Source organism: Bordetella genomosp. 13, assembly GCF_007679965.1.
GTDB lineage: Bacteria > Pseudomonadota > Gammaproteobacteria > Burkholderiales > Burkholderiaceae_B > Bordetella.
In genome coordinates this window covers 115,050-138,904 of record NZ_VEHL01000009.1, presented here as the reverse complement: position 1 = coordinate 138,904, position 23,855 = coordinate 115,050, and the positions used below count along the sequence as shown (strand labels likewise).

Annotated in this window: 15 protein-coding genes and 1 pseudogene; 3 read left to right on the top strand and 13 right to left on the bottom strand. The window is 67.9% G+C overall.

Going from position 1 to position 23,855, the window contains the following annotated elements; translation table 11 throughout:
* Nucleotides 1-3: 3 nt before the first annotated feature.
* The 7 genes from FS845_RS20730 to FS845_RS20700 all read right to left on the bottom strand — a co-directional run bounded on the left by FS845_RS20730 (nt 4) and on the right by FS845_RS20700 (nt 10,150).
* Complete coding sequence (locus FS845_RS20730; RefSeq protein ID WP_260986389.1) at nt 4-1,725, bottom strand: PepSY-associated TM helix domain-containing protein; 1,722 nt, start codon at nt 1,723-1,725, stop codon at nt 4-6.
* A 113-nt stretch (nt 1,726-1,838) separates the two neighbouring features.
* Complete coding sequence (locus FS845_RS20725) at nt 1,839-2,120, bottom strand: DUF3649 domain-containing protein (protein ID WP_144639177.1); 282 nt, start codon at nt 2,118-2,120, stop codon at nt 1,839-1,841.
* 170 nt (nt 2,121-2,290) lie between these two features.
* Complete coding sequence (zapE, locus tag FS845_RS20720; RefSeq protein WP_144638861.1) at nt 2,291-3,385, bottom strand: cell division protein ZapE; 1,095 nt, start codon at nt 3,383-3,385, stop codon at nt 2,291-2,293.
* A 218-nt stretch (nt 3,386-3,603) separates the two neighbouring features.
* Nucleotides 3,604-5,031 carry a dihydrolipoyl dehydrogenase gene (lpdA, locus tag FS845_RS20715; RefSeq protein WP_144638859.1) on the bottom strand — a complete coding sequence of 476 codons (1,428 nt, stop codon included), beginning with the start codon at nt 5,029-5,031 and terminating at the stop codon, nt 3,604-3,606.
* Between the two features lie 118 nt (nt 5,032-5,149).
* Complete coding sequence (odhB, locus tag FS845_RS20710) at nt 5,150-6,385, bottom strand: 2-oxoglutarate dehydrogenase complex dihydrolipoyllysine-residue succinyltransferase (RefSeq protein ID WP_144638857.1); 1,236 nt, start codon at nt 6,383-6,385, stop codon at nt 5,150-5,152.
* 42 nt (nt 6,386-6,427) lie between these two features.
* On the bottom strand, nt 6,428-9,298 hold the full coding sequence (locus FS845_RS20705) for a 2-oxoglutarate dehydrogenase E1 component (protein ID WP_144638855.1): 2,871 nt from the start codon (nt 9,296-9,298) through the stop codon (nt 6,428-6,430).
* 381 nt (nt 9,299-9,679) lie between these two features.
* Nucleotides 9,680-10,150, bottom strand: coding sequence for an Lrp/AsnC family transcriptional regulator (locus FS845_RS20700; RefSeq protein ID WP_144638853.1), 471 nt, complete (start codon nt 10,148-10,150; stop codon nt 9,680-9,682).
* A gap of 135 nt (nt 10,151-10,285) precedes the next feature.
* Between FS845_RS20700 and mdeB the strand changes: the two genes are divergently transcribed.
* On the top strand, nt 10,286-12,985 hold the full coding sequence (mdeB, locus tag FS845_RS20695) for an alpha-ketoglutarate dehydrogenase (protein WP_144638851.1): 2,700 nt from the start codon (nt 10,286-10,288) through the stop codon (nt 12,983-12,985).
* 112 nt (nt 12,986-13,097) lie between these two features.
* Here the strand turns inward: mdeB and FS845_RS20690 are convergent, their stop codons facing one another.
* Nucleotides 13,098-15,131, bottom strand: a complete 2,034-nt coding sequence (locus FS845_RS20690; protein ID WP_144638849.1) for an OPT family oligopeptide transporter — start codon at nt 15,129-15,131, stop codon at nt 13,098-13,100.
* Nucleotides 15,132-15,345: 214 nt separating this feature from the next.
* On the opposite strand from FS845_RS20690, the gene FS845_RS20685 reads away from it, so the two are divergent.
* Nucleotides 15,346-17,628: an NADP-dependent malic enzyme gene (locus FS845_RS20685; protein WP_144638847.1), complete on the top strand. Its 2,283-nt coding sequence runs from the start codon at nt 15,346-15,348 to the stop codon at nt 17,626-17,628.
* Nucleotides 17,629-17,834: 206 nt separating this feature from the next.
* Here the strand turns inward: FS845_RS20685 and FS845_RS20680 are convergent, their stop codons facing one another.
* Both FS845_RS20680 and FS845_RS26960 read right to left on the bottom strand, forming a co-directional pair.
* Nucleotides 17,835-18,191: a contact-dependent growth inhibition system immunity protein gene (locus tag FS845_RS20680; protein ID WP_144638845.1), complete on the bottom strand. Its 357-nt coding sequence runs from the start codon at nt 18,189-18,191 to the stop codon at nt 17,835-17,837.
* A 9-nt stretch (nt 18,192-18,200) separates the two neighbouring features.
* Nucleotides 18,201-18,847 (bottom strand): annotated as a pseudogene (locus tag FS845_RS26960) (RNase A-like domain-containing protein).
* Nucleotides 18,848-19,461: 614 nt separating this feature from the next.
* Here FS845_RS26960 and yfcF point away from each other — a divergent pair.
* Nucleotides 19,462-20,091, top strand: coding sequence for a glutathione transferase (gene yfcF / locus FS845_RS20670; protein ID WP_144638841.1), 630 nt, complete (start codon nt 19,462-19,464; stop codon nt 20,089-20,091).
* Nucleotides 20,092-20,115: 24 nt separating this feature from the next.
* On the opposite strand, the gene FS845_RS20665 is transcribed toward yfcF, so the two are convergent.
* The 3 genes from FS845_RS20665 to FS845_RS20655 are packed head-to-tail and all read right to left on the bottom strand — an operon-like array spanning nt 20,116 to nt 23,848.
* A complete protein-coding gene (locus tag FS845_RS20665) occupies nt 20,116-21,108 on the bottom strand; it encodes an ornithine cyclodeaminase family protein (RefSeq protein WP_144638839.1) in 993 nt (330 codons plus the stop codon).
* 11 nt (nt 21,109-21,119) lie between these two features.
* Nucleotides 21,120-22,283, bottom strand: a complete 1,164-nt coding sequence (locus tag FS845_RS20660; RefSeq protein ID WP_144638837.1) for a DSD1 family PLP-dependent enzyme — start codon at nt 22,281-22,283, stop codon at nt 21,120-21,122.
* Nucleotides 22,280-23,848, bottom strand: coding sequence for a M81 family metallopeptidase (locus FS845_RS20655; RefSeq protein WP_144638835.1), 1,569 nt, complete (start codon nt 23,846-23,848; stop codon nt 22,280-22,282). The genes FS845_RS20660 and FS845_RS20655 overlap by 4 nt, the downstream gene beginning before the upstream one ends.
* Between the last annotated feature and the right edge of the window lie 7 nt (nt 23,849-23,855).

The following is a 23,855-nucleotide window of genomic DNA, read 5'->3' as shown; positions in this document are numbered from 1 at the left end:
CGATCACCTCGATTCGTAGGCGGGTGCCGCGCCGGACTGGGCCTGGGCGCGCGGGGAGGAAGCGGCGGAAGCGGCGCGCGCTGGCGCGGCGGAAGCGCCGGAAGCAACCGATGCGGCGCGCGCCGGCGCGGCGGAGGCAGACGATGCAGATGATCCGGCGGATTCAGCGCGTGCGGCAGCGGCGGCCCCGGGCGCTCCCGCGCGGGGCCTGGCCCCGGCCCGCGCAGCCGCGGGACGGGCGCGGCCCGCGCGGTACGCGATCCAGGCCATCAGGCCGCCGCACACCAGCACGGTCAGGTCGAAGCCTGCCATGACCCAGTCGCCGGCAGGCAGCGACACGCCCAGGTGGCGCGACGTCGTCAGGGCATTGACCACGGGCAGCGCCATCAGCAGCACGGCGGCGGCCCACAGCAGCTCGCGCCACTTGCCGCGGCCGCGCACGAAGGCATACAGGTAGCAGGCGCCCCATGAAATGAAGAAGGCGCGCGTTTCCCACTTGCCGTGGTCCGGCAGGCCGGCCGGCAGCACGCGGTTGGCCCAGAAGAAGGCGGCGCAGGCCACGCCCAGGCCCGCGATGGTGCCGGCATTGAGCGCGTCCACCACGCGCAGCGAGAAAGTGTCGGGCGCGCCCGCCTTGAGCTTCTGGCGGCGCTTGGCGATCCACAGCACCAGGCCCGAGCCCACCATGGCCGTGCCGGCCATGCTGACCACGAAATAGAACCAGCGCAGCAGCGGCTCGGCGTACAGACCCAGGTGCAGGCCGATGATGGTGCCGGCCGTGGTGGCCGCGCCGCTTTGCGCATCGTTGCGGCTGATCAGGTGCCCGTCCACGCCGCTGTAGGTGATCGTGGGCGCCAGGCGGCCATAGGACACGCGTTCGGACGACGCTCGGCCGATGCTGACCGTGGCAGCCGCGTCGCCGGGCTGGCTGACCACCACGCGCCCGACCCGCCCGCCCTGCCAGTCGGCCTGGGCCTTGGCCACCAGCGGCGCCAGCGGCAGCAGCTCGGCGGGCTTGCCGGACGCCTTGCTCACGGCGAATGCGGGGAAGGCCTCGTCGAAGAACTGGCGCTCGTTGTCGTAGGACGCCAGGATGCCCGCGGGCAGCAGCATGGTCGCGAACAGCAGCACGCCGCTGAAGGTGATCATCAGGTGGAACGGCAGGCCCAGCACCGACAGCACGTTGTGGCCATCCATCCAGGCGCGCTGCCCGCCCTTGCCGGGCCGGAAGGTGAAGAAATCGGCGAAGATCTTCTTGTGCGTGATGATGCCGCTGATGATGGCCAGCAGCATGAACATGCCCGCGATGCTGGCCAGCCAGCGTCCCCAGGGATAGCCCATTTCCAGCTCGAAATGAAAGCGGTAGAAGAACTCGCCGCCGCGCGTGTCGCGCAGCGCGAGCTCCTGCCCCGTCTGCGGATCCAGCACCGCGCGCTTGAAGGCGCGCTGGCCGGGCGGTGGCTTGGGAATCTGGTACGTGAGCAGGATGGCCGGCTCGCGCGGGCTGGACGGCGAGATGAACCAGCGCGTCGCGTCGGGCGCCTTCTCGCGCAGGAAGCGTTCGGCCACCGCGACGGACTGCGCCGTGGACACCGCGTGCACCGAGATCTCGGGCTGCATCCAGCGGGTGATCTCCGGACGGAAGAACGCCAGCGTGCCCGTCAGGAACATCGCGAACAGCACCCAGCCGAAGATCAGGCCGGACCAGGTGTGCAGCCAGGACATCGCCTGGCGCAAGCCCTCGGCCTGCGCGGGACGCGGCTTGCCGCCGTTCGCGGCTCCGGCGTCGGAGGCGGGTTTCGCGGGCCTGGCCGCTGCGTCATGGGCGTGTACGGTGCTCATGCGGCCCCCGGCACGCGCGCGATCCACCACAGGCCGGCGAAGATGGCGGCCGGCAACAGGACGCCCGCCCAGGCCCGCCAGGCATTGTGCGTGGCGAAGACCCAGATCACCGCGCAGGCGTAGGCCACGAATGCCAGCATCTGCGCCGTGATGACCGCGTCCACGCGGGCCATGGGCAGCCAGACGGCGAAGCAGGCCGCGGCGGCGCTGGCCAGGGCATAACCGCCGCCGATGGCGGCAACGGCGCGTGAAGCGACGGCGAAACGGTAACGCAGCAGGCTGGCGGAGGGATCGGGTTTCACTGGAATTCGGCGTACGACGAACAAAACGCACGAATTATAATCATTCTTAATTAGAAAAGCCTACCCGGCTGGGCTTTCCCACATGGGCGCGCCGTGGCAGGACCGCGGTCCCGCCACCGGCCCCGCGGGCGCACCGGTCGCCCGGCCTACAGCTGCACCGTCTTGCGGCGCTCGGCCTCGAGGTATTCGCGCGACTGCATCTCCAGGATGCGCGACACCGTGCGGTGGAACTCGTTGGCCAGCGCCCCTTCCGTGTACAGTTCTTCGGGCGGGCACGCGGCCGACATGATCAGCTTGACCTTGTGGTCGTAGAACACGTCGATCAGCCAGGTGAAGCGGCGCGCTTCGGAAGCCTGGCGCGGCCCCATGCGTGGCACGTCGGACAGGACCACTGCGTGGAAGCGGTTGGCCAGCTCCAGATAATCGTTCTGCGAACGCGGCCCGACGCACAGCGTGGTGAAGTCGAACCACACCACCGAGCCGGCCAGCGCCTGCGCGCGGATTTCGCGGTTCTCGATGCGCAGCACGGGGTTGGCCTCGGGCGGCGTGTCCGACAGCTTGTCGAAGGCCTCCTGCAGCGCCTGCTTCGCGCGCTCGTCCAGCGGGCTGTGATAGCACTGCACCTGCTCGAGCGTGCGGCGGCGGTAGTCGATGCCGGCATCGACGTTCATCACGTCCATGCGGTCCTGGATCAGCTTGATGGCCGGCAGGATGCGGTCGCGGTGCAGGCCTTCCGGATACAGCGTGGACGGCTCGTAGTTGGACGTCATGACGAACGAGGTGCCGTGCTCGAACAGCTTGAGCAGCAGGCGATACAGGATCATGGCGTCCGCCACGTCCGAGACGTGGAACTCGTCGAAGCAGATCAGGCGATAGCGCTTGGCGACGCGGCGCGCGACTTCGTCCAGGGGGTCCTGCATGCCCTTGACCTCGTCGAGCTCGCGGTGCACGCCGCGCATGAACTCATGGAAATGCAGGCGCGTCTTGCGCACCACCGGCACGGTGGCGTAGAACGCGTCCATCAGGAAACTCTTTCCCCGCCCCACGCCGCCCCACAGGTAGACGCCGCGCGGCACCTCGGGCCGGCTGAGCAGCTTCTTCAGCGCGTTCGAGCGCATCGACTTGAAGCGCACCCAGTCGTCGTAATAGCGCTGCAGGCGATCGATGGCGCGCTGCTGCGCCTCGTCGGGCTTGTAGCCGCGTTCGGCCAGGGTGTGTTGATAGTACTCGAGGACGTTCATATTGATTTTGGCACGCAGCCAGGCAGCATGCGCAGCGCATGAGACAGGTGCCGCTCAAGCGAGGACGCGGCGGATCCGGGTTTCCCGGTCCGCCTGCGTCGCCTCCTTGAGGGGATGAGCCCGGACACGGGACAGTCCCCGCGGACTGTCCTGTGCCTGGCGAATCCAAGCGGCTTGCAAGCCGCGCGGTGGACGGCGCGAAGCGCTTCGGGGGTGGGTCAAAAATTCAGCGTGCGCTTGTCCACCGCCAGGGCGGCTTCCTTGACGGCTTCGGACAGCGTCGGGTGAGCGTGGCAGATGCGGGCGATGTCTTCCGCGGCGCCGCGGAATTCCATGATGGTGACCGCTTCCGAAATCAGCTCGGACGCCATCGGGCCGATGATGTGCACGCCCAGGACCTCGTCGGTCTTGGCATCGGCGATCACCTTGGCGAAGCCGGTGGTGTCGCCCAGCGCGCGCGCGCGGCCGTTGGCCATGAACGGGAACGAGCCGGCCTTGTACTCGCGGCCTTCGTTCTTCAGCTGCTGCTCGGTCTTGCCCACCCAGGCGATCTCGGGCGAGGTGTAGATGACCCACGGCACGGTGTCGAAGTTGACGTGGCCGTGCTGGCCGCCGATGCGCTCGGCAACGGCGACGCCCTCTTCCTCGGCCTTGTGCGCCAGCATGGGGCCGCGCACCACGTCGCCGATGGCCCACACGTTGGGCAGGTTGGTCTTGCAGTCGCCGTCCACGGCGATGAAGCCGCGCTCGTCCAGCTTCAGGCCCACGGCGTCGGCGTTCAGGCCGCCGGTGTAGGGCACGCGGCCGATGGAGACGATCAGCTTGTCGACCACCAGCTTCTGCTCGGCGCCCTTACTGTCGGTGTACGGCACGGTGACAGCCTTGGGGCTGGTCTTGATCTCGCCGATCTTCACGCCGGTCTGGATGTCCAGGCCCTGCTTGGCGAAGGCCTTGGCGGCTTCCTTGGCGACCTGCTGGTCGGCGGCCGCCAGGAACTCGGGCATGGCTTCGAGGATGGTGACCTCGGCGCCCAGGCGGCGCCACACGCTGCCCATTTCCAGGCCGATGACGCCGGCGCCGATCACGCCCAGCTTCTTGGGCACGGCGCCGATGTTCAGCGCGCCGTCGTTGGACAGCACGACCTTCTCGTCGAACGGCACGCCGGGCAGTTCACGCGGCGACGAGCCGGTGGCCACGACCACGTGCTTGGCGACCAGGTCGTCCTCGGTGGTGCCGGTGACCTTGATGGCCCAGCCGCCCTCGACCTGGCCGGCGAACGCGCCCTTGCCATGGATGAAGGTGATCTTGTTCTTCTTGAACAGGTACAGGATGCCGTCGTTGTTCTGCTTGACGACCTTGTTCTTGCGGCCCAGCAGTGTATCCAGCTTCAGGGTCACGCCCTTGGCTTCGATGCCGTGCTCGGCGAAGTGGTGGTTGACCTGCTCGAAGTGCTCGGACGACTGCAGCAGCGCCTTCGAGGGGATGCAGCCGACGTTGGTGCACGTGCCGCCGGGGGCCGCGCCGCCTTCGCCGTTCTGCCAGGCGTCGATGCACGCCACGGACATGCCGAGCTGGGCCGCGCGGATGGCGGCGATGTAGCCGCCAGGGCCGGCACCGATGACGACGACGTCGAATTGTTTGGACATGAGGTTCTCGCGATGAATTGGGGAAAGGTCTTCAGAGGCCGCGTGGGCGGCCTGGCCGCTGCGCGAATGGCAGCGGCCGGGACCGGGCCGGACGCTGACGCGCCGGCCGAGGACTGGATTACAGGTCCAGCAGCAGGCGCTGCGGATCTTCCAGCGCTTCCTTCATGGCGACCAGGCCCAGAACGGCTTCACGGCCGTCGATGATGCGGTGGTCGTAGGACATGGCCAGGTAGTTGATCGGACGGATCACGATCTGGCCGTTTTCGACGACGGGGCGCTCCTTGGTGGCGTGGATGCCCAGGATGGCCGCTTGCGGCGGATTGATGATCGGGGTGGACAGCATCGAGCCGAACACGCCGCCGTTCGAGATGGAGAACGTGCCGCCGGTCATCTCTTCGATGCCCAGCTTGCCTTCGCCGGCGCGCTTGCCGAAGTCGCCGATGGTCTTCTCGATCTCGGCGATCGACAGCTGGTCGGCGTTGCGCAGGATCGGCACCACCAGGCCGCGCGGCGAACCCACCGCGATGCCGATGTCGAAGTAGCCGTGGTAGATGATGTCCTTGCCGTCGACCGAGGCGTTCAGCACGGGGTACTTCTTCAGGGCGGCCACGGCGGCCTTCACGAAGAACGACATGAAGCCCAGCTTGACGCCGTGCTCCTTCTCGAACTTGTCCTTGTACTTGTTGCGCAGATCGATGACGGCCTGCATGTTGACCTCGTTGAACGTGGTCAGGATGGCGTTTTCCGACTGCGACTGCAGCAGGCGCTCGGCGATGCGGGCGCGCAGGCGGCTCATCGGCACGCGCTGCTCGGGACGGCCGTCCAGCGACAGCGTCGGGGCGGCGGCGGGAGCCGCGGCCTTGGCGGCCGGCGCGGCGGCGCCGGCGTTCAGGGCGTCGCCCTTGGTGACGCGGCCGTCGCGGCCCGAGCCTTGCACGCTGGCGGCGTCCACGCCCTTCTCGGCCAGGATCTTGGCGGCGGAGGGCGAGGCGATGCCGGCGGCGGCGCTGCTGGCCGGCGCCGCGGCGGGTGCGGCAGCAGGCGCGGCGGCCGGCGCGGCAGCGGCCTTGGGGGCTTCGGCGGGCGCCGTGGCCGGGGCGGCGGCGGCCTTGGCGGCCGTGTCGATGCGGGCGATGACTTCGCCCGAGGCGACGGTGCTGCCGTCGCCCTTGACGATCTCGGACAGCACGCCCGACGCCGGGGCGGGCACTTCCAGCACGACCTTGTCGGTCTCGACTTCGATCAGGATTTCGTCGGCCTCGACCGCGGAGCCCGGCTGCTTCTTCCAGGTCAGCAGGGTGGCTTCCGAGACGGACTCGGACAGTTGGGGAACGACGACGTCAGTGATAGCCATGGTGATGAATTCCGTATATTGAGAGTGTTCTGTACGTGCTGCTTACTTGGTCAGCATGAAGCCTTTGAACCGGGGAGCGAAGGCCTGTTCGATCAGGGCCTTCTGCTGCTCCTGGTGCTTGGCCAGGTAGCCGACGGCCGGCGAGGCCGAGGCCGCGCGGCCCGCGTAACCCAGCTTCTGGCCTTCGTTCATGTTCTCGTACAGGTGATGCTGCACGTAGAACCACGGACCCTGGTTCTGCGGCTCGTCCTGCACCCAGACCACTTCGGTGGCCTTCGGGTACTTGCGCAGTTCGGCCTCGAAGGACTTGTGCGCGAAGGGATAGAGCTGCTCGACGCGGACGATGGCCACGTTGCTGGCTTCGCGTTCGGTGCGTGCGTTGATCAGGTCGTAGTAGACCTTGCCCGAGCACACCAGCACGCGCTTGACCGACGCGCCCTTGATCGACTCGTCCACTTCGCCGATGATCGGCTGGAAGCGGCCGCCGGCCAGGTCGGACAGCGGCGAACCGGCGTCCTTGTTGCGCAGCAGCGACTTGGGCGTCAGGATGACCAGCGGCTTGCGGAAGGCGCGGATCATCTGGCGGCGCAGCAGGTGGAAGATCTGCGAGGCCGAGGTGGGCTGCACCACCTGCATGTTGTTGTCCGCGCACAGCTGCAGGAAACGCTCGATGCGGGCCGACGAGTGCTCGGGGCCCTGGCCCTCGTAGCCGTGCGGCAGCATCATGGTCAGGCCCGACTGGCGGCCCCACTTGGCTTCGCCAGCGCTGATGAACTGGTCGATCACGACCTGAGCGCCGTTGACGAAGTCGCCGAACTGGGCCTCCCAGATGGTCAGGGTGTTGGGTTCGGCGCTGGAGTAGCCGTATTCGAAGCCCAGAACGGCCTCTTCGGACAGCACCGAGTCGATCACCGTGAAGGGCGCCTGGCCCTCGGAGACGTTCTGCAGCGGGATGTAGGTACCGTCGTTCCAGCGTTCACGGTTCTGGTCGTGCAGCACGGCATGGCGGTGCGTGAACGTGCCACGGCCCGAATCCTGACCGGTGATGCGGATCGAGTAGCCCGACGCCACCAGCGTGGCGAAGGCCAGGTGTTCGCCCATGCCCCAGTCGAGGTTCAGCTCGCCCTTGGCCATGTTGCGGCGGTCGTTCAGCAGCTTGTTGACCAGCGGATGCACCGTGAAGCCTTCCGGCACCGTGGTGATGCGCTCGCCGATGCGCTTGAGTTCGGCCAGCGGCACGGCGGTATCGGCCTGGTCGGTCCACTTGGCGCCCATGAAGGGCGACCAGTCGATGGCGTACTTGCTCTTGTAGTCGGTCAGCACCGGCTCGATGGTGCGTTGACCGTCTTCCATCAGCTGGCGGTAGTCCTTCACCAGTTGATCGGCTTCGCCTTCACCCAGCACGCCCTGCGTGGCGAGCTTGTCGGCGTACAGCTTGCGCGTGCCGCCGTGGTGGCCGATGCGCTTGTACATCAGCGGCTGCGTCAGCGAAGGCGTGTCCTGCTCGTTGTGGCCCAGCTTGCGGAAACACACGATGTCGATCACGACGTCGTGACGGAACTGCATGCGGTAGTCCAGCGCCAGCTTGGTGGCGTACACGACGGCTTCGGGATCGTCGCCGTTGACGTGGAACACCGGGGCTTCGATCATCTTGACCACGTCGGTGCAATACAGCGTCGAACGCGAGTCGCGCGGATCCGACGTGGTGAAGCCGATCTGGTTGTTGATGACGATGTGCAGCGTGCCGCCCGTGCCATAGCCGCGGGTCTGGGCGAGGTTCAGGGTCTCCATCACCACGCCCTGGCCGGCAAAGGCCGCGTCGCCGTGCACCAGCACCGGCAGCACCTGGCGGCCTTCGTGGTCGCCGCGGCGTTCCTGGCGAGCGCGCACGCTGCCTTCGACCACGGGATTGACGATCTCGAGGTGGGACGGGTTGAACGCCAGCGACAGGTGCACCGGGCCGCCACGGCCCGAGATGTCGCTGGAGAAACCGTTGTGGTACTTCACGTCGCCGTCGGTCAGGCCCTCGGCGTGCTTGCCCTCGAACTCGGCGAACAGGTCACCGGGCATCTTGCCCATGATGTTGACCAGCATGTTCAGGCGGCCACGGTGAGCCATGCCCACGATGACTTCCTGGACGCCGTTCTCGCTGGCGTGATGGATCGTTTCGTCCATCGAGGCAATGAAGCTCTCGCCGCCTTCCAGCGAGAAGCGCTTCTGGCCGACGTACTTGGTGTGCAGGAAGCGCTCGAGGCCTTCGGCTTCGGTCAGCTGCTGCAGGATGTGGCGCTTCTGGTCGTTGTTGAACGACGGCGCGCCCAGCGTGCTTTCCAGGCGTTCCTGGATCCAGCGCTTGGCGGCGGGATCGGAGATGTGGGTGTACTCGGCGCCGATCGAGCGGCAGTACGTGTCGCGCAGGGCCTTCAGGATGTCGCGCAGCGTCATGGTGCTGGCGGTCGTGAAGTACGTGTTGGTGGCCGAGTAGGTCTGGTCGAGGTCGGACTCGGTCAGGCCGTAGAACGCGGGATCCAGCTCGGGGATCGCCGGGCGCTCCTGGCGCTTGAGCGGGTCGAGGTCGGCCCAGCGCGAACCCAGCGAACGGTAGGAACCGATGAGGGTCTGCACCGACACCTGCTTGCTGGCCACGGACAGGTCGGGCTCGGCCGACCGGTGCACGAAGGCATTGGCGCGGGCGCGCTCGGCGAACGACTGGACGATGGGAGCGTGGGCCTGGTCGCGGGTGCCGTCCTGGCCGTCGGTGGCGGGAGAATGCTGCAGCTGGTCGAAGTATTCGCGCCAGTTGTCCGGAACGGAGCCCGGATTGTCGAGATAGGCTTCGTAAAGCTCTTCGACGTACGGGGCATTACCCCCGAAAAGATAGGAGGTGGAAAGGGACTCTGATTCCGTAGACATAATGACGCTTCACCTAGACGAGTGCTTCACTCGATACGATGCAGGAAAACCTTCCGCGACACGGGCTTCCCGGTTGGCGGATAGCAGGGGCAGAAGGCGATGTACAAGCCTCGAAAGCCGTATTTGGCAGTATAGCGCCTTGAGTGTGGGCACGTCGTGCGACAGGCCGATGACCGCCCTGGCCGCGACCCGCGGGCTGCGCCAGCTTGGGCGCAACGGCGCCGATGATGCACGCTACGCGCGGTCAACTGCCTCCATCGAGTGTTGCAATTTTTTGTCGACAGGGGCACAGGGCAGGCGCGCGAACGCGGTTTTCCAACCACATCCGCGCCCGCGCAGTGGAAAACACCCCTTCAGCAAGGGCATTTTTTCAGGACGGTTTCAGCCCAGCGGCAAGGCGGTCTGGTATTTGACCTGTTTCAGCGCAAATCCCGAGCGGATATTCTTGACGCCGGGGATGCGCGACAGCCGGCTGACCACGAACTGCTCCAGTCCCGGCATGTCGGGCACCACCACGCGCAGCAGATAATCGGCGTCGCCCGTCATCAGATAGCACTCCATCACCTCGGGGCAGTCGGCCATCGCATTCTGGAACCGCTCCAGCTCGGATTCGATCTGCTTTTCCAGGCTGACCTGGATGAACACGTTCAGGCTCAGGCCCAGTTGCAGGGGGTCGGCCAGCGCCACATAGCCGCGGATGACGCCGGCCGACTCCAGCGCCTTCACCCGGGCCAGGCAGGGCGACGGCGACAGGTTCACGCGTCGGGCCAGCTCCACGTTGGTCAGGCTGGAATCGGTCTGCAGTTGCGCCAGGATGCGCCGGTCGATGGCATCCAGCGGCGTCTTCGGCATGTCGTGCTCCTCGTCGTCGGTTTCACGGAATTTTGCACCGTTTAGGCCGCTTTCGGCACGCATTTTCGATCACCCATGCGCCGGCAACGGGAATAGCATGGATGGGCCAATACCATGACCAGAGCGAGACAATCCATGCGCGATGCCCCCTTCCAGCCGGACCACCTGCCCGCCGGCCAGACCGACCACGACCCCGCCGAAACCGCCGAATGGCGCGAGGCGCTGCAATCGCTGGTCGAGACGGACGGCCCGGCCCGCGCGGCGTACGTGGTGGAGCAACTGCTGGCCCACGCCACGCGGCTGGGCGTGCGCGCGCCGGGCCTGACGCGCACGGCCTACCTCAATACCATCCCGGTGGACGAGGAACCGCCGTTCCCCGGCAACCTGGCGCTGGAAGAACGCATCGCGTCGATCAACCGCTGGAACGCGCTGGCCATGGTGGTGCGCGCCAACCAGGCGCACGGCGAACTGGGCGGCCACATCGCCAGCTATGCGTCGGCGGCCGACCTGTTCGAGGTGGGTTTCAACCACTTCTTCCGCGCCGGCGACGGCGCGCAGGGCGACCTGGTCTACATGCAGCCGCATTCGGCGCCTGGCGTGTATGCGCGCGCCTTCCTGGAAGGCTTCCTGGACGAGTCCGAACTGGCCCTGTTCCGCCAGGAAATCACCGCGCAGGCGGGCGGCCTGCGCGGGCTGTCGTCCTATCCGCATCCCTGGCTGATGCCCGACTTCTGGCAATTCCCCACGGGCTCGATGGGGCTGGGGCCGATCAACGCCATCTACCAGGCGCGCTTCATGCGCTACCTGGAACACCGCTCGCTGGCCGCGCCGTCCGACCGCAAGGTGTGGGGCATCTTCGGCGACGGCGAAATGGACGAGCCCGAGTCCATCGCCGCCCTCACCCTGGCCGCGCGCGAGGGGCTGGACAACCTGATCTTCGTGGTCAACTGCAACCTGCAGCGCCTGGACGGCCCGGTGCGCGGCAACGGCCGCATCATCGACGAACTCGAAACCCTGTACGCCGGCGCGGGCTGGAACGTCATCAAGCTGGTGTGGGGCGGCGACTGGGACACCCTGCTGCGCCGCGACGCCAGCGGCGCCCTGGCGCGCGCCTTCTCGCAAACGGTCGACGGCCAGTTCCAGACCTACGCCGCCAATGACGGCGCCTACAACCGCGAGCACTTCTTCGGCCGCGACCCCGAGCTGGCGGCGCTGGTGGCAGACTGGTCCGACGAGGCCATCGACCGGCTGCGCCGCGGCGGCCACGACATGGCCAAGATCCACGCCGCCTACCATCGCGCGGTGCGGCACCGCGGCCAGCCCACCGTCATCCTGGCGCAGACCAAGAAGGGTTTCGGCATGGGCACGGCCGGCCAGGGCAAGATGACCACGCACCAGCAGAAGAAGCTGGACGGCGACGCGCTGCTGGCCTTCCGCGACCGCTTCTCCCTGCCCATTTCGGATGCCGACTGCCTGGCGCTGAAGTTCTTCCGCCCGGCCCCCGACAGCGCCGAGATGCGCCACCTGCAGGCGCGCCGCGCGGCGCTGGGCGGGCACGTGCCGCGTCGCATCGCGCCCGACTGCGCCCTGCCCACGCCGCCCGCCACGCAATGGGCGCAGTTCGCGCTGGCCGCCAACGGCAAGGAGATGTCGTCCACCATGGCGCTGGTGCGCATGCTGACCGCTCTGCTGAAGGACGCCTGCGTGGGCCCGCGCATCGTGCCCATCGTGGCCGACGAGGCGCGCACCTTCGGCATGGCCAACCTGTTCCGCCAGATCGGCATCTACTCCGCGCAAGGCCAGCTGTACGAGCCCGAGGACATCGGCTCGGTGCTGTACTACCGCGAGGCGCGCGACGGACAGATCCTGGAAGAAGGCATCACCGAGGCGGGCGCCATCTCGTCATGGACGGCGGCGGGCACCAGTTATTCGGTCAACGGCCTGCCCATGCTGCCGTTCTACATCTACTACTCGATGTTCGGCTTCCAGCGCATCGGCGACCTGATCTGGGCCGCGGCCGACCAGCGCACGCGTGGCTTCCTGATCGGCGCCACCTCGGGCCGCACCACGCTGGGCGGCGAAGGCCTGCAGCACCAGGACGGCGCCAGCCACCTGGCCGCCGCCACCGTGCCGAACTGCCGCGCCTACGATCCGGCGTTCGCCTACGAGGTCGCGGTGCTGGTCGAGCACGGCATGCGGCGCATGCTGCACGAGCAGCGCGACGAGTTCTACTACCTGACCGTCACCAACGAAAATCTGCCGCAGCCCGACCTGCCCAACGAAGACGCGCGGCAAGGCATCGTGCGCGGCATGCATCGCGTGCACGCGCCAGCAGGCGCGGCGCAGCTGCGCCTGCTGGCGGCGGGCCCCATGGTCGGCGAAGCCTTGAAGGCCGCCCAGCGGCTGGCCGCCGACCACGAGATCGCCGCCGAGGTCTGGAGCGTCACCAGCTATTCCGAACTGGCGCGCGACGCCCGCCATGCCGACCGCGCGCGCCTGCTGGGCTCGGACGGCGCCGAGCCCGCCTGGATCACGCAATGCCTGGGCGACGCGGCGCTGCCGGTGGTGGCCGCCAGCGACTACGTGCGCGCCGTGCCCGAGCAGATCCGCGCCTGGATAGACGCGCCCTGCCGCGTGCTGGGCACCGACGGCTTCGGGCGCAGCGACACGCGGGCGCGGCTGCGGGATTTCTTCGAGGTCAGCGCCGACTGGATGGTGCTGCAGGCGCTGGACCTGCTGGCCGGCGGCGACGAACGCCACGCGGCCGCGCGCACGCTCCTGCGCGACCGCCTGCTGAACGATGCCCCGCGCGGCGTGCCGCCGTGGGAGGCGTGACAGCACCGGTCAGTAGAAATCGTCTTCGCGTTCATGCCGGACGGCCAGGATCGTGATGGCCCCGGCGAATCGATCTCGGACAGCGCCACCGCTGGCAGGGACAAAAAGCGTCTCACCGCGCCATCCCCATCACCCGGCGCCAGAACCACACCGCCACCAGCGCGAACACCGCCAGCCCCAGGCCCGCCGCGGTCGCCGCGAAGCCCTCGCCGGCGATGGCCACCGGCGTCTGGCCGCCGCTGGCGCCGATCAGCACTGCCATCAGCACGCCCACCAGGCTCTCGCCCACGATGAGGCCCGAGGCGATCAGCACCCCGCGCCGCTCCGGCGCCTTGGCGTATTCCTCGGCATCCTGCCCGCGCGCGGCGGCGCGGCGCTTCAGCGCGCGGCCCAGGAACCAGGCCAGCACGGCGCCCACCACGATGGGCGAGGCCACCGTGGGCGGCAGGTAGATGCCGATGCCCACGGCCAGCACGGGCATGCGCGCCACGCGGCAGGTGCGCGCCAGGATCTGGTCCAGCCCGATCAGCGCGATGCCCACGGCCACGCCGATCAGGATCATGTCCCAGTTCAGTTGATGCGTGAAGATGCCGCGCGCGATGGCCAGCATCAGCGAGGCCTGCGGCGCCGACAGGGCCTGGTCGGGATCCATGTCGGGGCGCGGCAGCGCGTCGGCGAAGCCGTAGGCCTGGTACAGCAGGTCCAGCACCGGCGAGATCACCACGGCGCCCACGCCACAGCCGATCAACAGCGCCACCTGCTGGCGCCACGGCGTCGCCCCCACCAGCCAGCCGGTCTTCAGATCCTGCAGGTTGTCGTTGGAAATGGAGGCCACCGCCACCACCGCCGAGGTCGTGAAGATGGCCAGTGCGATGGCCTGGCGCGCGCCCTGGTCGCCCGACATACCGTTGCCCAGCGCCAGCAGCAGCACGGATACCAGCACGATGGCCATGATGCCCACGCCCGAGATCGGGCTGGTCGACGAGCCCACCAGGCCCGCCATGTAGCCGCAGGCGGCCGCCACCAGGAAGCCGAAGATGAAGGCGAACGCCACGGCGTAGGCGGCCAGGCGCCATTCCTGGCCTGCCGGCAGCGGCGTGCCCGCCAGGAACAGGTAGAACGCGGCGGCCAGCACCACGACCAGCGCCAGCGTCACCGCCAGAATCCAGCGTCCGCCCAGGTCGCGCTCGGTGCGGGGCGCCAGGCCGTCCTGGCTCTCGCCCCGCTTGCCGAACGCCGAGAATGAAGCGCGCACGCCGCGGACCATGGGCGCGAACAGCGTGGCCAGCGTCCACACGGCGCCCACGCCGATCACGCCCGCTCCGATGAAGCGCACCTGCGAGGACCACAGGCCGGTGGCGTACGCCTCGATGGACTGGCCGGCGGCGGGCGTGCCCAGCGCGGTCAGCACCGGCACGGCCACGCCCCACGCGATCACCAGGCCGGTCAGCATGGCCAGACCCGCGACGATGCCGATCAGGTAGCCCGCGCCCAGCAGCGCCAGCGAAAAGCCCATCGGCAGGCGGAACACCGCGCCGCCCAGTTCCAGCCACCGGCTGGCGCCGTCGCCCAGCACTCGCAGGCCGCTGGCGGCGAAGCTGACCACGGCCGCCACGCCGCCGCCGGCCACGATGTCGGCCATGCCGGTGCCGCCCTCGCGCCTGTCGCCGCCCGCCTCTTCGGCGCGCGCCGCGCTGCCCACGCGCAGGATCTCGGCGGCCGCCACGCCCTCGGGATACGGCAGGTCGCTCTTGACCACCATGACGTGGCGCAGCGGAATGGTGAACATCACGCCCAGGGCGCCGCCAGCCGCGCAGATGGCCAGCGTCTGCCAGAACGGAAAGCCCTGCCAGTGCCCCAGCATCACCAGTGCCGGCAGCACGAAGATCACCGAGGACAGGGTGCCGGCGGCCGAGGCCTGCGTCTGCACCATGTTGTTCTCCAGGATGTTCGCGCCGGGAAACAATCGCAGCACCGACATGGAGATGACCGCGGCGGGAATAGCCGACGAGAACGTCAGCCCCACCTTCAGTCCGAGGAATACGTTGGACGCGGTGAACACAACGGTGATCAAGGCCCCGAGGATGATGCCGCGCACGGTCAGCTCGGGCAGCGTCTTCTCGTCGGGGATGCGCAAATCGGTCATGGAAAGGGACTCCGCAACGGTGATATTCGAACGATTCTAAAGGGGCTTTGCGTCACGTCTCGCTGCGGTGCAGCAAGCACAATGCCCGGCTTTCTGTTGAAATACGCCTTCCTCATACGTTGCTGTCGCGACGCGCCCGCCGCGCGCCGCCCGCCTGCTGAACCCCTCGCGCGTTCGCGCGCCCGACTTTCTCCGTCACCCTCCCCTGCACCCCATGGACGAACACTTCACCAAGCTCGCGCTGGATTACCACGCCTATCCGACCCCGGGCAAGATCTCCGTCACGCCCACCAAGCCGCTGGCCAACCAGGACGACCTGTCGCTGGCCTACTCGCCGGGCGTGGCCGCCGCCTGCATGGCCATCCATGCCGAGGGCAGCGACGCGGCGTCGAAGTACACCTCGCGCGCCAACCTGGTCGGCGTGATCACCAACGGCACCGCCGTGCTGGGCCTGGGCAACATCGGCCCGATGGCCGCCAAGCCGGTCATGGAAGGCAAGGGCTGCCTGTTCAAGAAGTTCGCCGGCATCGACGTATTCGACATCGAGCTGGCCGAGAACGACCCCGACAAGCTGGTCGACATCATCGCCGCGCTCGAGCCCACGCTGGGCGGCGTCAACCTGGAAGACATCAAGGCGCCCGAGTGCTTCTACATCGAGAAGAAGCTGCGCGAGCGCATGAAGATCCCCGTCTTCCATGACGATCAGCACGGCACGGCCATCATCTCGGCCGCCGCCATCCTGAACGGCCTGAAGGTCGTGAACAAGAACATCGGCGAGATCAAGCTGACGTGCTCGGGCGCGGGCGCCGCCGCCATCGCCTGCCTGGACCTGCTGGTGCACCTGGGCGTCAAGCGCGAGAACATCTACGTGACGGACTCGCGCGGCGTCATCTGGGACGGCCGCGAAGAGAACATGGAGCCCAACAAGAAGCGCTATGCGCAGCGCACCGACGCGCGCACGCTGGCCGACGTGGTCGACGGCGCCGACGTGTTCCTGGGCTGCTCGACCGCCGGCGTGCTGACGGGCGATATGGTCAAGACCATGGCGCGCCAGCCGCTGATCCTGGCCCTGGCCAACCCCGAGCCCGAGATCCGTCCGGAAGTGGCCAAGGCAGCCCGTCCCGACTGCATCATCGCCACGGGCCGTTCGGACTACCCGAACCAGGTCAACAACGTGCTGTGCTTCCCCTTCATCTTCCGCGGCGCCATGGATGCCGGCGCCACGCGCATCACCGAAGAGATGAAGCTGGCCTGCGTGAAGGCCATCGCCGAGCTGGCCGAGGCGGAGCAGAACGACGAAGTGGCCCGCGCCTACGCTGGCCAGGAGCTGAGCTTCGGCCCGGAATACATCATTCCCAAGCCCTTCGATCCGCGCCTGATCGTGCAGATCGCCCCCGCCGTGGCCCAGGCCGCCGCCGACTCCGGCGTGGCCCTGCGCCCAATCGAAGACATCGAGGCCTACCGCCAGAAGCTGATGGGCTTCGTCTACCACTCGGGCCAGCTGATGCGCCCGCTGTTCGCCCAGGCCAAGAAGGCGCCCAAGCGCGTCATCTATGCCGACGGCGAGGACGAGCGCGTGCTGCGCGCCGTGCAGACCGTGGTGGACGAGCGCCTTGCGCAGCCCATCCTGGTGGGCCGCCCCTCCGTCATCGAGATGCGCATCAAGAAGTTCGGCCTGCGCCTGATCCCCGGCCAGAACATCGAGATCGTCGATCCCGAGGACGACAACCGCTTCAACGAAACCTGGAACGGCTACTACCAGCTGCGCGGCCGCGAGGGCGTCACGCCCGAGATCGCCAAGGCGATGATCCGCAAGCACAACACGCTGATCGCCGCCATGCTGCTGCGCCGCGGCGACGCCGACGCGCTGCTGTGCGGCGTGGCCAGCAAGTACGACAACCAGCTGGGCTACATCGACCAGGTCATCGGCCGCAAGGAAGGCCAGACGTACGCCGCGCTGAACGTGCTGATGCTGCCCGACCAGACGCTGTTCGTGGCCGACACGCACGTCAACGAGAACCCCTCGGCGGAAGAGATCGCCAACATCACGATCCAGGCCGCCGAAGAGATGGTGCGGTTCGGCGTGATCCCGAAGGTGGCGCTGCTGTCGCACTCCAATTTCGGCAGCCGCCCCACCGCCTCCTCGCGCAAGATGGCCGAAGCGCGCGGCATCGTGCAGAAGCGCGTGCCCGCCCTGGAAGTCGACGGCGAAATGCATGCCGACGCCGCCCTGTCCGAGAAGATCCGCAAGCTGGCCTACCCGGACAGCACGCTGAACGGCCCGGCCAACCTGCTGGTCATGCCGAACCTGGACACCGGCAACATCACGTACAACATGCTGAAGATGACGGGCAGCAACGGCGTGGCCATGGGCCCGATCCTGCTGGGCGCCGCCCGCCCGGTGCACATCCTGACCACCAGCGCCACCGTGCGCCGCATCATCAACATGACCGCGCTGGCCGTGGTCGACGCGCAGCAGGAAAGCGCGGGCCAGTGATGCAGGCAGGATGACCCGCGGCATGCCGCGGATCGCCCGGCAAGGAAGACGATCTTCGGGTCGTCTTTTTTTGCCCAGGCTGGGTAGGCATCGTGGATGGCCGGCCGATTGCCGGCCTTCGATGGGGCTGCACCCAGGCGGCAGGCAAACGCGCTATAAATTGGGGTCTCGACGCGCTTGGCCGCGATGAGGCAGCCGCAGGGCTCTCAGTATCTGCCGTTCAGCATGCGCGAGAACCAACTCCGCGGGGGACGGCGCGGTGCGAGGTCGATGTGGGCGCGTAATTGATCACGCGCGCCGAGCAGCCACGCCATGGCTTCGGCGTCAGTCTGGCCAATGATGTACATCGGAGCAAACTCTGCATTGAAGGCCGCAAGCAAATCTGCCGGGTGCTCGCTCAGATACCGATCGATCTGTTCGATTGTCCGTTCGACATCATCTCGCCAGCTGGCTCGAATGTACCGGTCGATAACTTCGGCCTCCGTATCGTAATCGTCTTCCCAGTACGGGTAAAAAGAGCCATTCACCAAGCTATTCAAGCGTGCGTATTCGGCCTTGTTCATGGATAAGCGTCAAAAAATAGTCGGATATGCCGACAATACATAATAAAGCTTGCCATCAATGGCTTTTTTCACCAAGACGATACGAACCTTTGACATAGGCACGTATTCGCCCGTCTCTCGGACAATGCCCATCCCTATACGGCTCGGCGCAGTCCAAACAAAAGGCTCTGGGAAACCAGGAGTCGCAGTCCGAGCCCATTTGGTGATCGCAGAACGATTGGCTCTCAAGCCCAACGCTACACCCTTTCTGCATCCGCCAACGATTCGAAGCTGGATACCGCAGGCAATCGGGGGTACTCGCGAAGCCTGACCCTGAGTTGCGCTTCAGTAAGTCCAATGTGCCGTGCGATCGTATGACCTCCATAAGCTTCATGTGCGGCCAAGCTGATCTTGCCGGTTCGTATTGCGGCAATCCTAGCTGCCGCCAAGCCGCTGGCCACGGCCAAGGGGACCACCAGGTCGACGCCGCATCCGATGCGTTCAGCTGTGGCTCTATCCACGCCGAGAAGTTCCGCAAGCGCGGCAGCACCGTCGTTCGTCAACGTATTGGTTTCAAGTCCGGTCCATGACTGGCGAACTCCGGCCTGGAAGGTGTCGGCACCATGAGCCGTCAACAAGCCCCCGCCGAATTTGGTAAGCGTAGTGGGCTCGGGCATCAAGAGTAATGCGCCACCTCCAAGCACTTCCAATGTCCCGAAAATGGCTCCAGCCGACCCCCAGGCGCGGTTGGAAAAAGTTGGCTCCTCGAAGGTGCCATTGGAAATAACCATCGCCAATTGCGGCGGTGTCAAAACGACAGTCAAGCCATCCTCGTCCACGAGCGCCCCCATTAACCGAATAGAACCGTCGAAGAAAATAACACCTTACGTCATTAATAAAACAGCAGCAGACGTATCAAATTGCCCGGTCAAGTAATAAAATTCGCGATGTGAAGTCTGCCGGGCGCCATCGCTTGTGCAAGCACTGAAACATGTCCAAGACGCATGGCCGAGTCCTACTGCCATCGATCGCAAAGCCCCAAAATGGGACTCCAGTGAACTGACTTTCGAAAGTTGGACATAGGTCAGATCTCCGGGGATCAGTTCACAGGGCCGTTTTTTCATGCGGCCGAACCGTTCTGCCACCCCGTCGCGCCGCGTGGCGGCGAAACGTCGCGACAAGCGGGATTGTCCATTCTTGCGCTTTGTCGTGGGGACGCGGCGCCATCGCCCGCGGGCTCCGGTAAAGTAGGCCCGGCCCTCGCATCGGGCCCGGGCACCAGGAGAATGCTTTGCAGGACAAACTACGGCTCTACGTCGACGCGCAGTACGCCAGCCCCTACGCCATGTCGGCCTTCGTAGCCTTGACGGAAAAAGGACTGCCCTTCGACCTCGTGACCCTCGACCTGGGCAAGCAGGAGAACCTGCGCCCCGACTACGCGGACGCCTCGCTCACGCGCCGCGTACCCACGCTGTTGCATGGCGGCTTCTCGCTGTCCGAGTCTTCCGCCATCACTGAATACCTGGAAGACGTCTTCCCCGCCACCGCCGTGTATCCGCGCGAGGCGCAGCAGAAGGCCCGCGCGCGCCAGGTCCAGGCCTGGCTGCGCAGCGACCTGATGCCGATCCGCGAGGAGCGCACCACCGTCGTCGTGTTCTATCGGCCCGAGAAGACGCCGCTGTCCAGCGCCGCGCTGGCGGCCGCGCAGAAGCTGTACGCCGCCGCGGAGTCGCTGCTGGCGCACGGGCAGCCCAACCTGTTCGGGCAATGGAGCATCGCCGACGCGGACCTCGCGCTGATGCTGAACCGCCTGGTGCTCAATGGCGAGGCCGTGCCGCAGCAGCTGGTCGAATACGCCGCCCGCCAGTGGCAGCGCCCGTCGGTGCAGCAGTGGGTGGGGATGAAGCGGCCGCCGCTGTAGGCAGCTAGCCGTCCAAGGTGGCGCTCAGCCCCTCGACCGCCAGGGCCAAGGAATGACGGTGCCCACACCCTCCTGCGACGCCCGCCGATAAAGCATGCGCGCCACCGTCAAATCCTGCAGCGCGATGCCGGTCATGTCGAATACGGTGATCTCCGCGGGGTCTTCCGAACGCCCTGCTTGCGCGCCATCCAGCACCGCTCCGATCTCGACGCACGCCGTATCCGGCGCCCATTGCAGCTCGCCGATCTGGCGCGACTGCGCCGCGTCGTCCACGTACACGCGCGCACGCGGCAGCAGTCCTTCGGGCAGCTCGCGCTTGCCCTTGGTGTCCGAGCCGACCGCCGTGACGTGCGTGCCCGGCCGCACCGACTCGGCGCGGAACAACACCTTGGCGCCCGGCGTGGCGGTGATCACCACGTCGCTGTCGGCCACGGCGGCATCGCCATCGACGGCATGCCGCAGATCGACCTGCCCGTCGAAGCGCTTCTCGAACGCCGCATCCGGCTTGCCGTCGAAGGTCATGTAGCGCACACGCTTCAGATGCGGCAGCGTGCGCAACGCGAAGCGCAACTGGATGGCCGCCTGCACGCCCGCGCCGAACAGGGCCAGCGACGCGCTCTCGGGCCGCGCCAGCCGGGCCAAGCCCAGGCCGCCCGCCGCGCCCGTGCGCAGCGTGGTGATGGCGTTGCCGTCCAGCAGGCAGTACGGCCGGCCGGTGGCCGGATCGAACAGCATCACCGTGGCCTGGTGCGGCTCGCCGCCCTGCTGGCGGTTGCCGGGCCAGAAGCCCGCGGCCTTGTAGCCCAGCAGGTCCTGGCTGGCGACGTCGCCGGCCTTGATGCCGAACACGCCCCCGGTGTGCAGCGGTTCGCGGATCACCGGGAACACGCGGCCCTGCGCGCGGCTGTGCAGCACGAAGGCCTCGGTCACGGCCTCGGTCACCTCGTCCATGCCCAGCAGCCTGTCCACGGCATGCATGTCCAGGACCCGCAGCGTGTCTTGCCCGTTCGTCGTCATGGCCGCCCCATTCACCAGCCGCGGAAACGCGTCCACGTGCCCACGACCTCGGGCGACGCGCCGCGCACGACCTGGTAGGCGTCGTGCTGCGCGCCCGTGGCGCAGGCATGGTTGGGCAGGATGCGCAGGCGCGTGCCCAGCGGCACGTCGGTGGCCGCGGCCTGGCTGCCGGGGCGCAGCGTGATGATGCCCTGCTCCTGGTTGGTGTCCTTGAGCACCAGGTCGCCCAGCGGCCGGCCTTCCAGGTCGCAGACCACGCCGTAGTACTGGTCCACCGCCTGCTTCGAGGTGCCGCGGTCGCGCGACATGGCCATCCAGCCGGCGTCCACCAGGATCCAGCCCTTGTCGGGCTGGTGGCCGATGACGGTGGTCAGCACCGACAGCGCCACGTCCTCCTGCCTGCACACGTCCAGTCCGGCCATCACCAGGTCGAAGAACACGAACACGCCGGCGCGCACTTCCGTCACGCCCTCCAGGTTCTCGGCATACATGGCGGTGGGCGTCGAGCCCACGCTGACCACGGGGCACGGCAGCCCGGCGGCGCGCAGCGCCTGGGCCGCGTCCACGGCCGCGCGGCGCTCCTGCTCGGCCATCGCGCGGATGCCGTCCACGTCGCGCGAGTTGTACGACTCGCCCGCGTGCGTCATCACGCCGCGCAGCTCGGCGCCGCCCTCGTGCAGCGCGCGGCCGATGGCCTGCAGCTGTTCGGTCTGGTCCGGACGCACGCCTGCGCGGTGGCCGTCGCAATCGATCTCGATCAGCGCGGGGATGCGCGTGCCTTCGGCGCGCGAGCGCTCGGCGACGGCCTGCGCGGCGGCCAGGCTGTCCACCACCACCGTCAGGTCGGTGCCGGCGGCGCGCAGCGCCAGCACGCGGTCCAGCTTGGACGCGGAGATGCCCACGGCATACAGGATGTCGCGCACGCCGGCCTGGGCGAACTGCTCGGCTTCCTGCAGGGTGGAAACGGTGGCGGGGCCCTCCGGCGAAGCCATCACGCGCCGCGCCACCTCGATGGACTTCGGCGTCTTCAGGTGCGGGCGCAGCGCCACACCCAGCCGCGCCATGCGCGCCTTCAGCCGCTCGATGTTGGCGTCCATGCGCGGCTCGTCCAGCACCAGGCAGGGCGTGTCCAGGGAATGCAGCGTCGGGGCGTGCACCGTCTTGTCTTGAATCATGAGAACTTCCTGTCAGGGTCCAGCAGGCGCGCCCGCGGCGTCCAGTCGTCCAGGGCATCCATGGGCACGACGGGCCGTGGCAGGCGGCGGAAATCGAAACGGTTGAGCAAGGGCGAGGTCAGGCCCGGGGCATCCACATTGTAGATTTGCGCGGGCGGAAAGAATTCGTCGAAGGCCGCGCGGAAGTGGCCGCGCGACTTGACCACCACGGTGCGCGCGGCGCCGATGTCCACGCCGAACATTTCGAAGAAGCTCGGCTCGTGGCACTGGTGGCGGTGGGTGATCACCACGACCCGCACGCCGCCCACCTGCAGCAGCACCGACGGGCCCAGGTTGTAGCGGCAGCCGGCCAGTTGGCCCCGCCGACCGACCCCGCCACCGTCATGCAGCTTCAGCACGGTGGCGGGCGCCTCGAAGGCGTCCGAGTACACGGTGGTCTCGTCGCGGTTGAAGCGTGCCGTCAGCGCGGCGCCCTCGCCCAGCGCGTGGGCCTCGGCCGCCAGCGCCGGGTCGGTCACCACGCCGAGGATCGCCTCGCGCACACCGCCCGCCAGCAGCGCCTGCAGGATGAACGGCGTATTGCCGCGCGCCCCGCCGCCGGGATTGTCGGCCACGTCGGCCAGCAGCACGGCGGGCGCGTTCGCGTCCTCGCCCGCGCGGCGCGCCAGCTCGACGGCATCCGGCAGCGGCACCAGCTCGGGCGTGAACGCGGCGCGCTCGCGCCAGGCGTGCGCCGCCAGGCCCTCGGCGGTGCGCCGCGCGAAATCGCCGTCGCCGCGCGTGGTGACGATCACCGTCAGGCCGTTCTTGAAGGTATCCCCATACGCGAAGCCGCCGACCACCGACACGTTGACCAGGCGCGGATCGGTCATGGCCTCGGCGGCCTGGATCATGTCGGCGTACGGCCCCGTGCCAGGCGCCGTCAGCAGCTGCGTGGGCGGCGCCACCACGGGCATGCGCAGGTGCGCGACCTCGACCCGCAATCCCGCCATCAGCTCGCCCAGCACCCGCGCCGCCTCGGCGCCGCGCTCGGCCATGTCGGTGTGCGGATTGCGGCGGTACGAGATCAGCACGTCCACCTGCTCGACCATGCGGTCCGACACGTTGGCATGCAGGTCCACCGTCGCCACGACAGGCACGTCGGGCCCCACGATGGCGCGCACGCGTTCGAAGACGACGCCGTCGGGATCCTGTTCTTCGGTGGTGATGGCCGCCCCGTGCTCGCAGATGTACACCGCATCCACGGGCAGCGCGGTCCGCAGGCCCGCTTCGAAGCGCGCCAGCGTGTCCTCGAAGAAGGCATGCGCCACCGGCCCGCCCGATTCGGCGTTGGCGAACAGGATGGGCACGGGCGTCCAGGCGCCGCGCTGGTCCATCTCGCGCAAGAAGGCGGGAATCTCAGGCGTCATGGCGGGCGCGGCGCTGCGCGCGTCGGCCAGCAGGGCCTCGCCCGCGAGATAGGCGCGCGACTCGAAATCGGCACGGTCCGACACCGGCGCGAAGCGGTTGGACTCGATCGCAAAGCCCAGGATGGCGATGCGTGGGGATGCGGAAGAGGTGTTCATGGCCGGC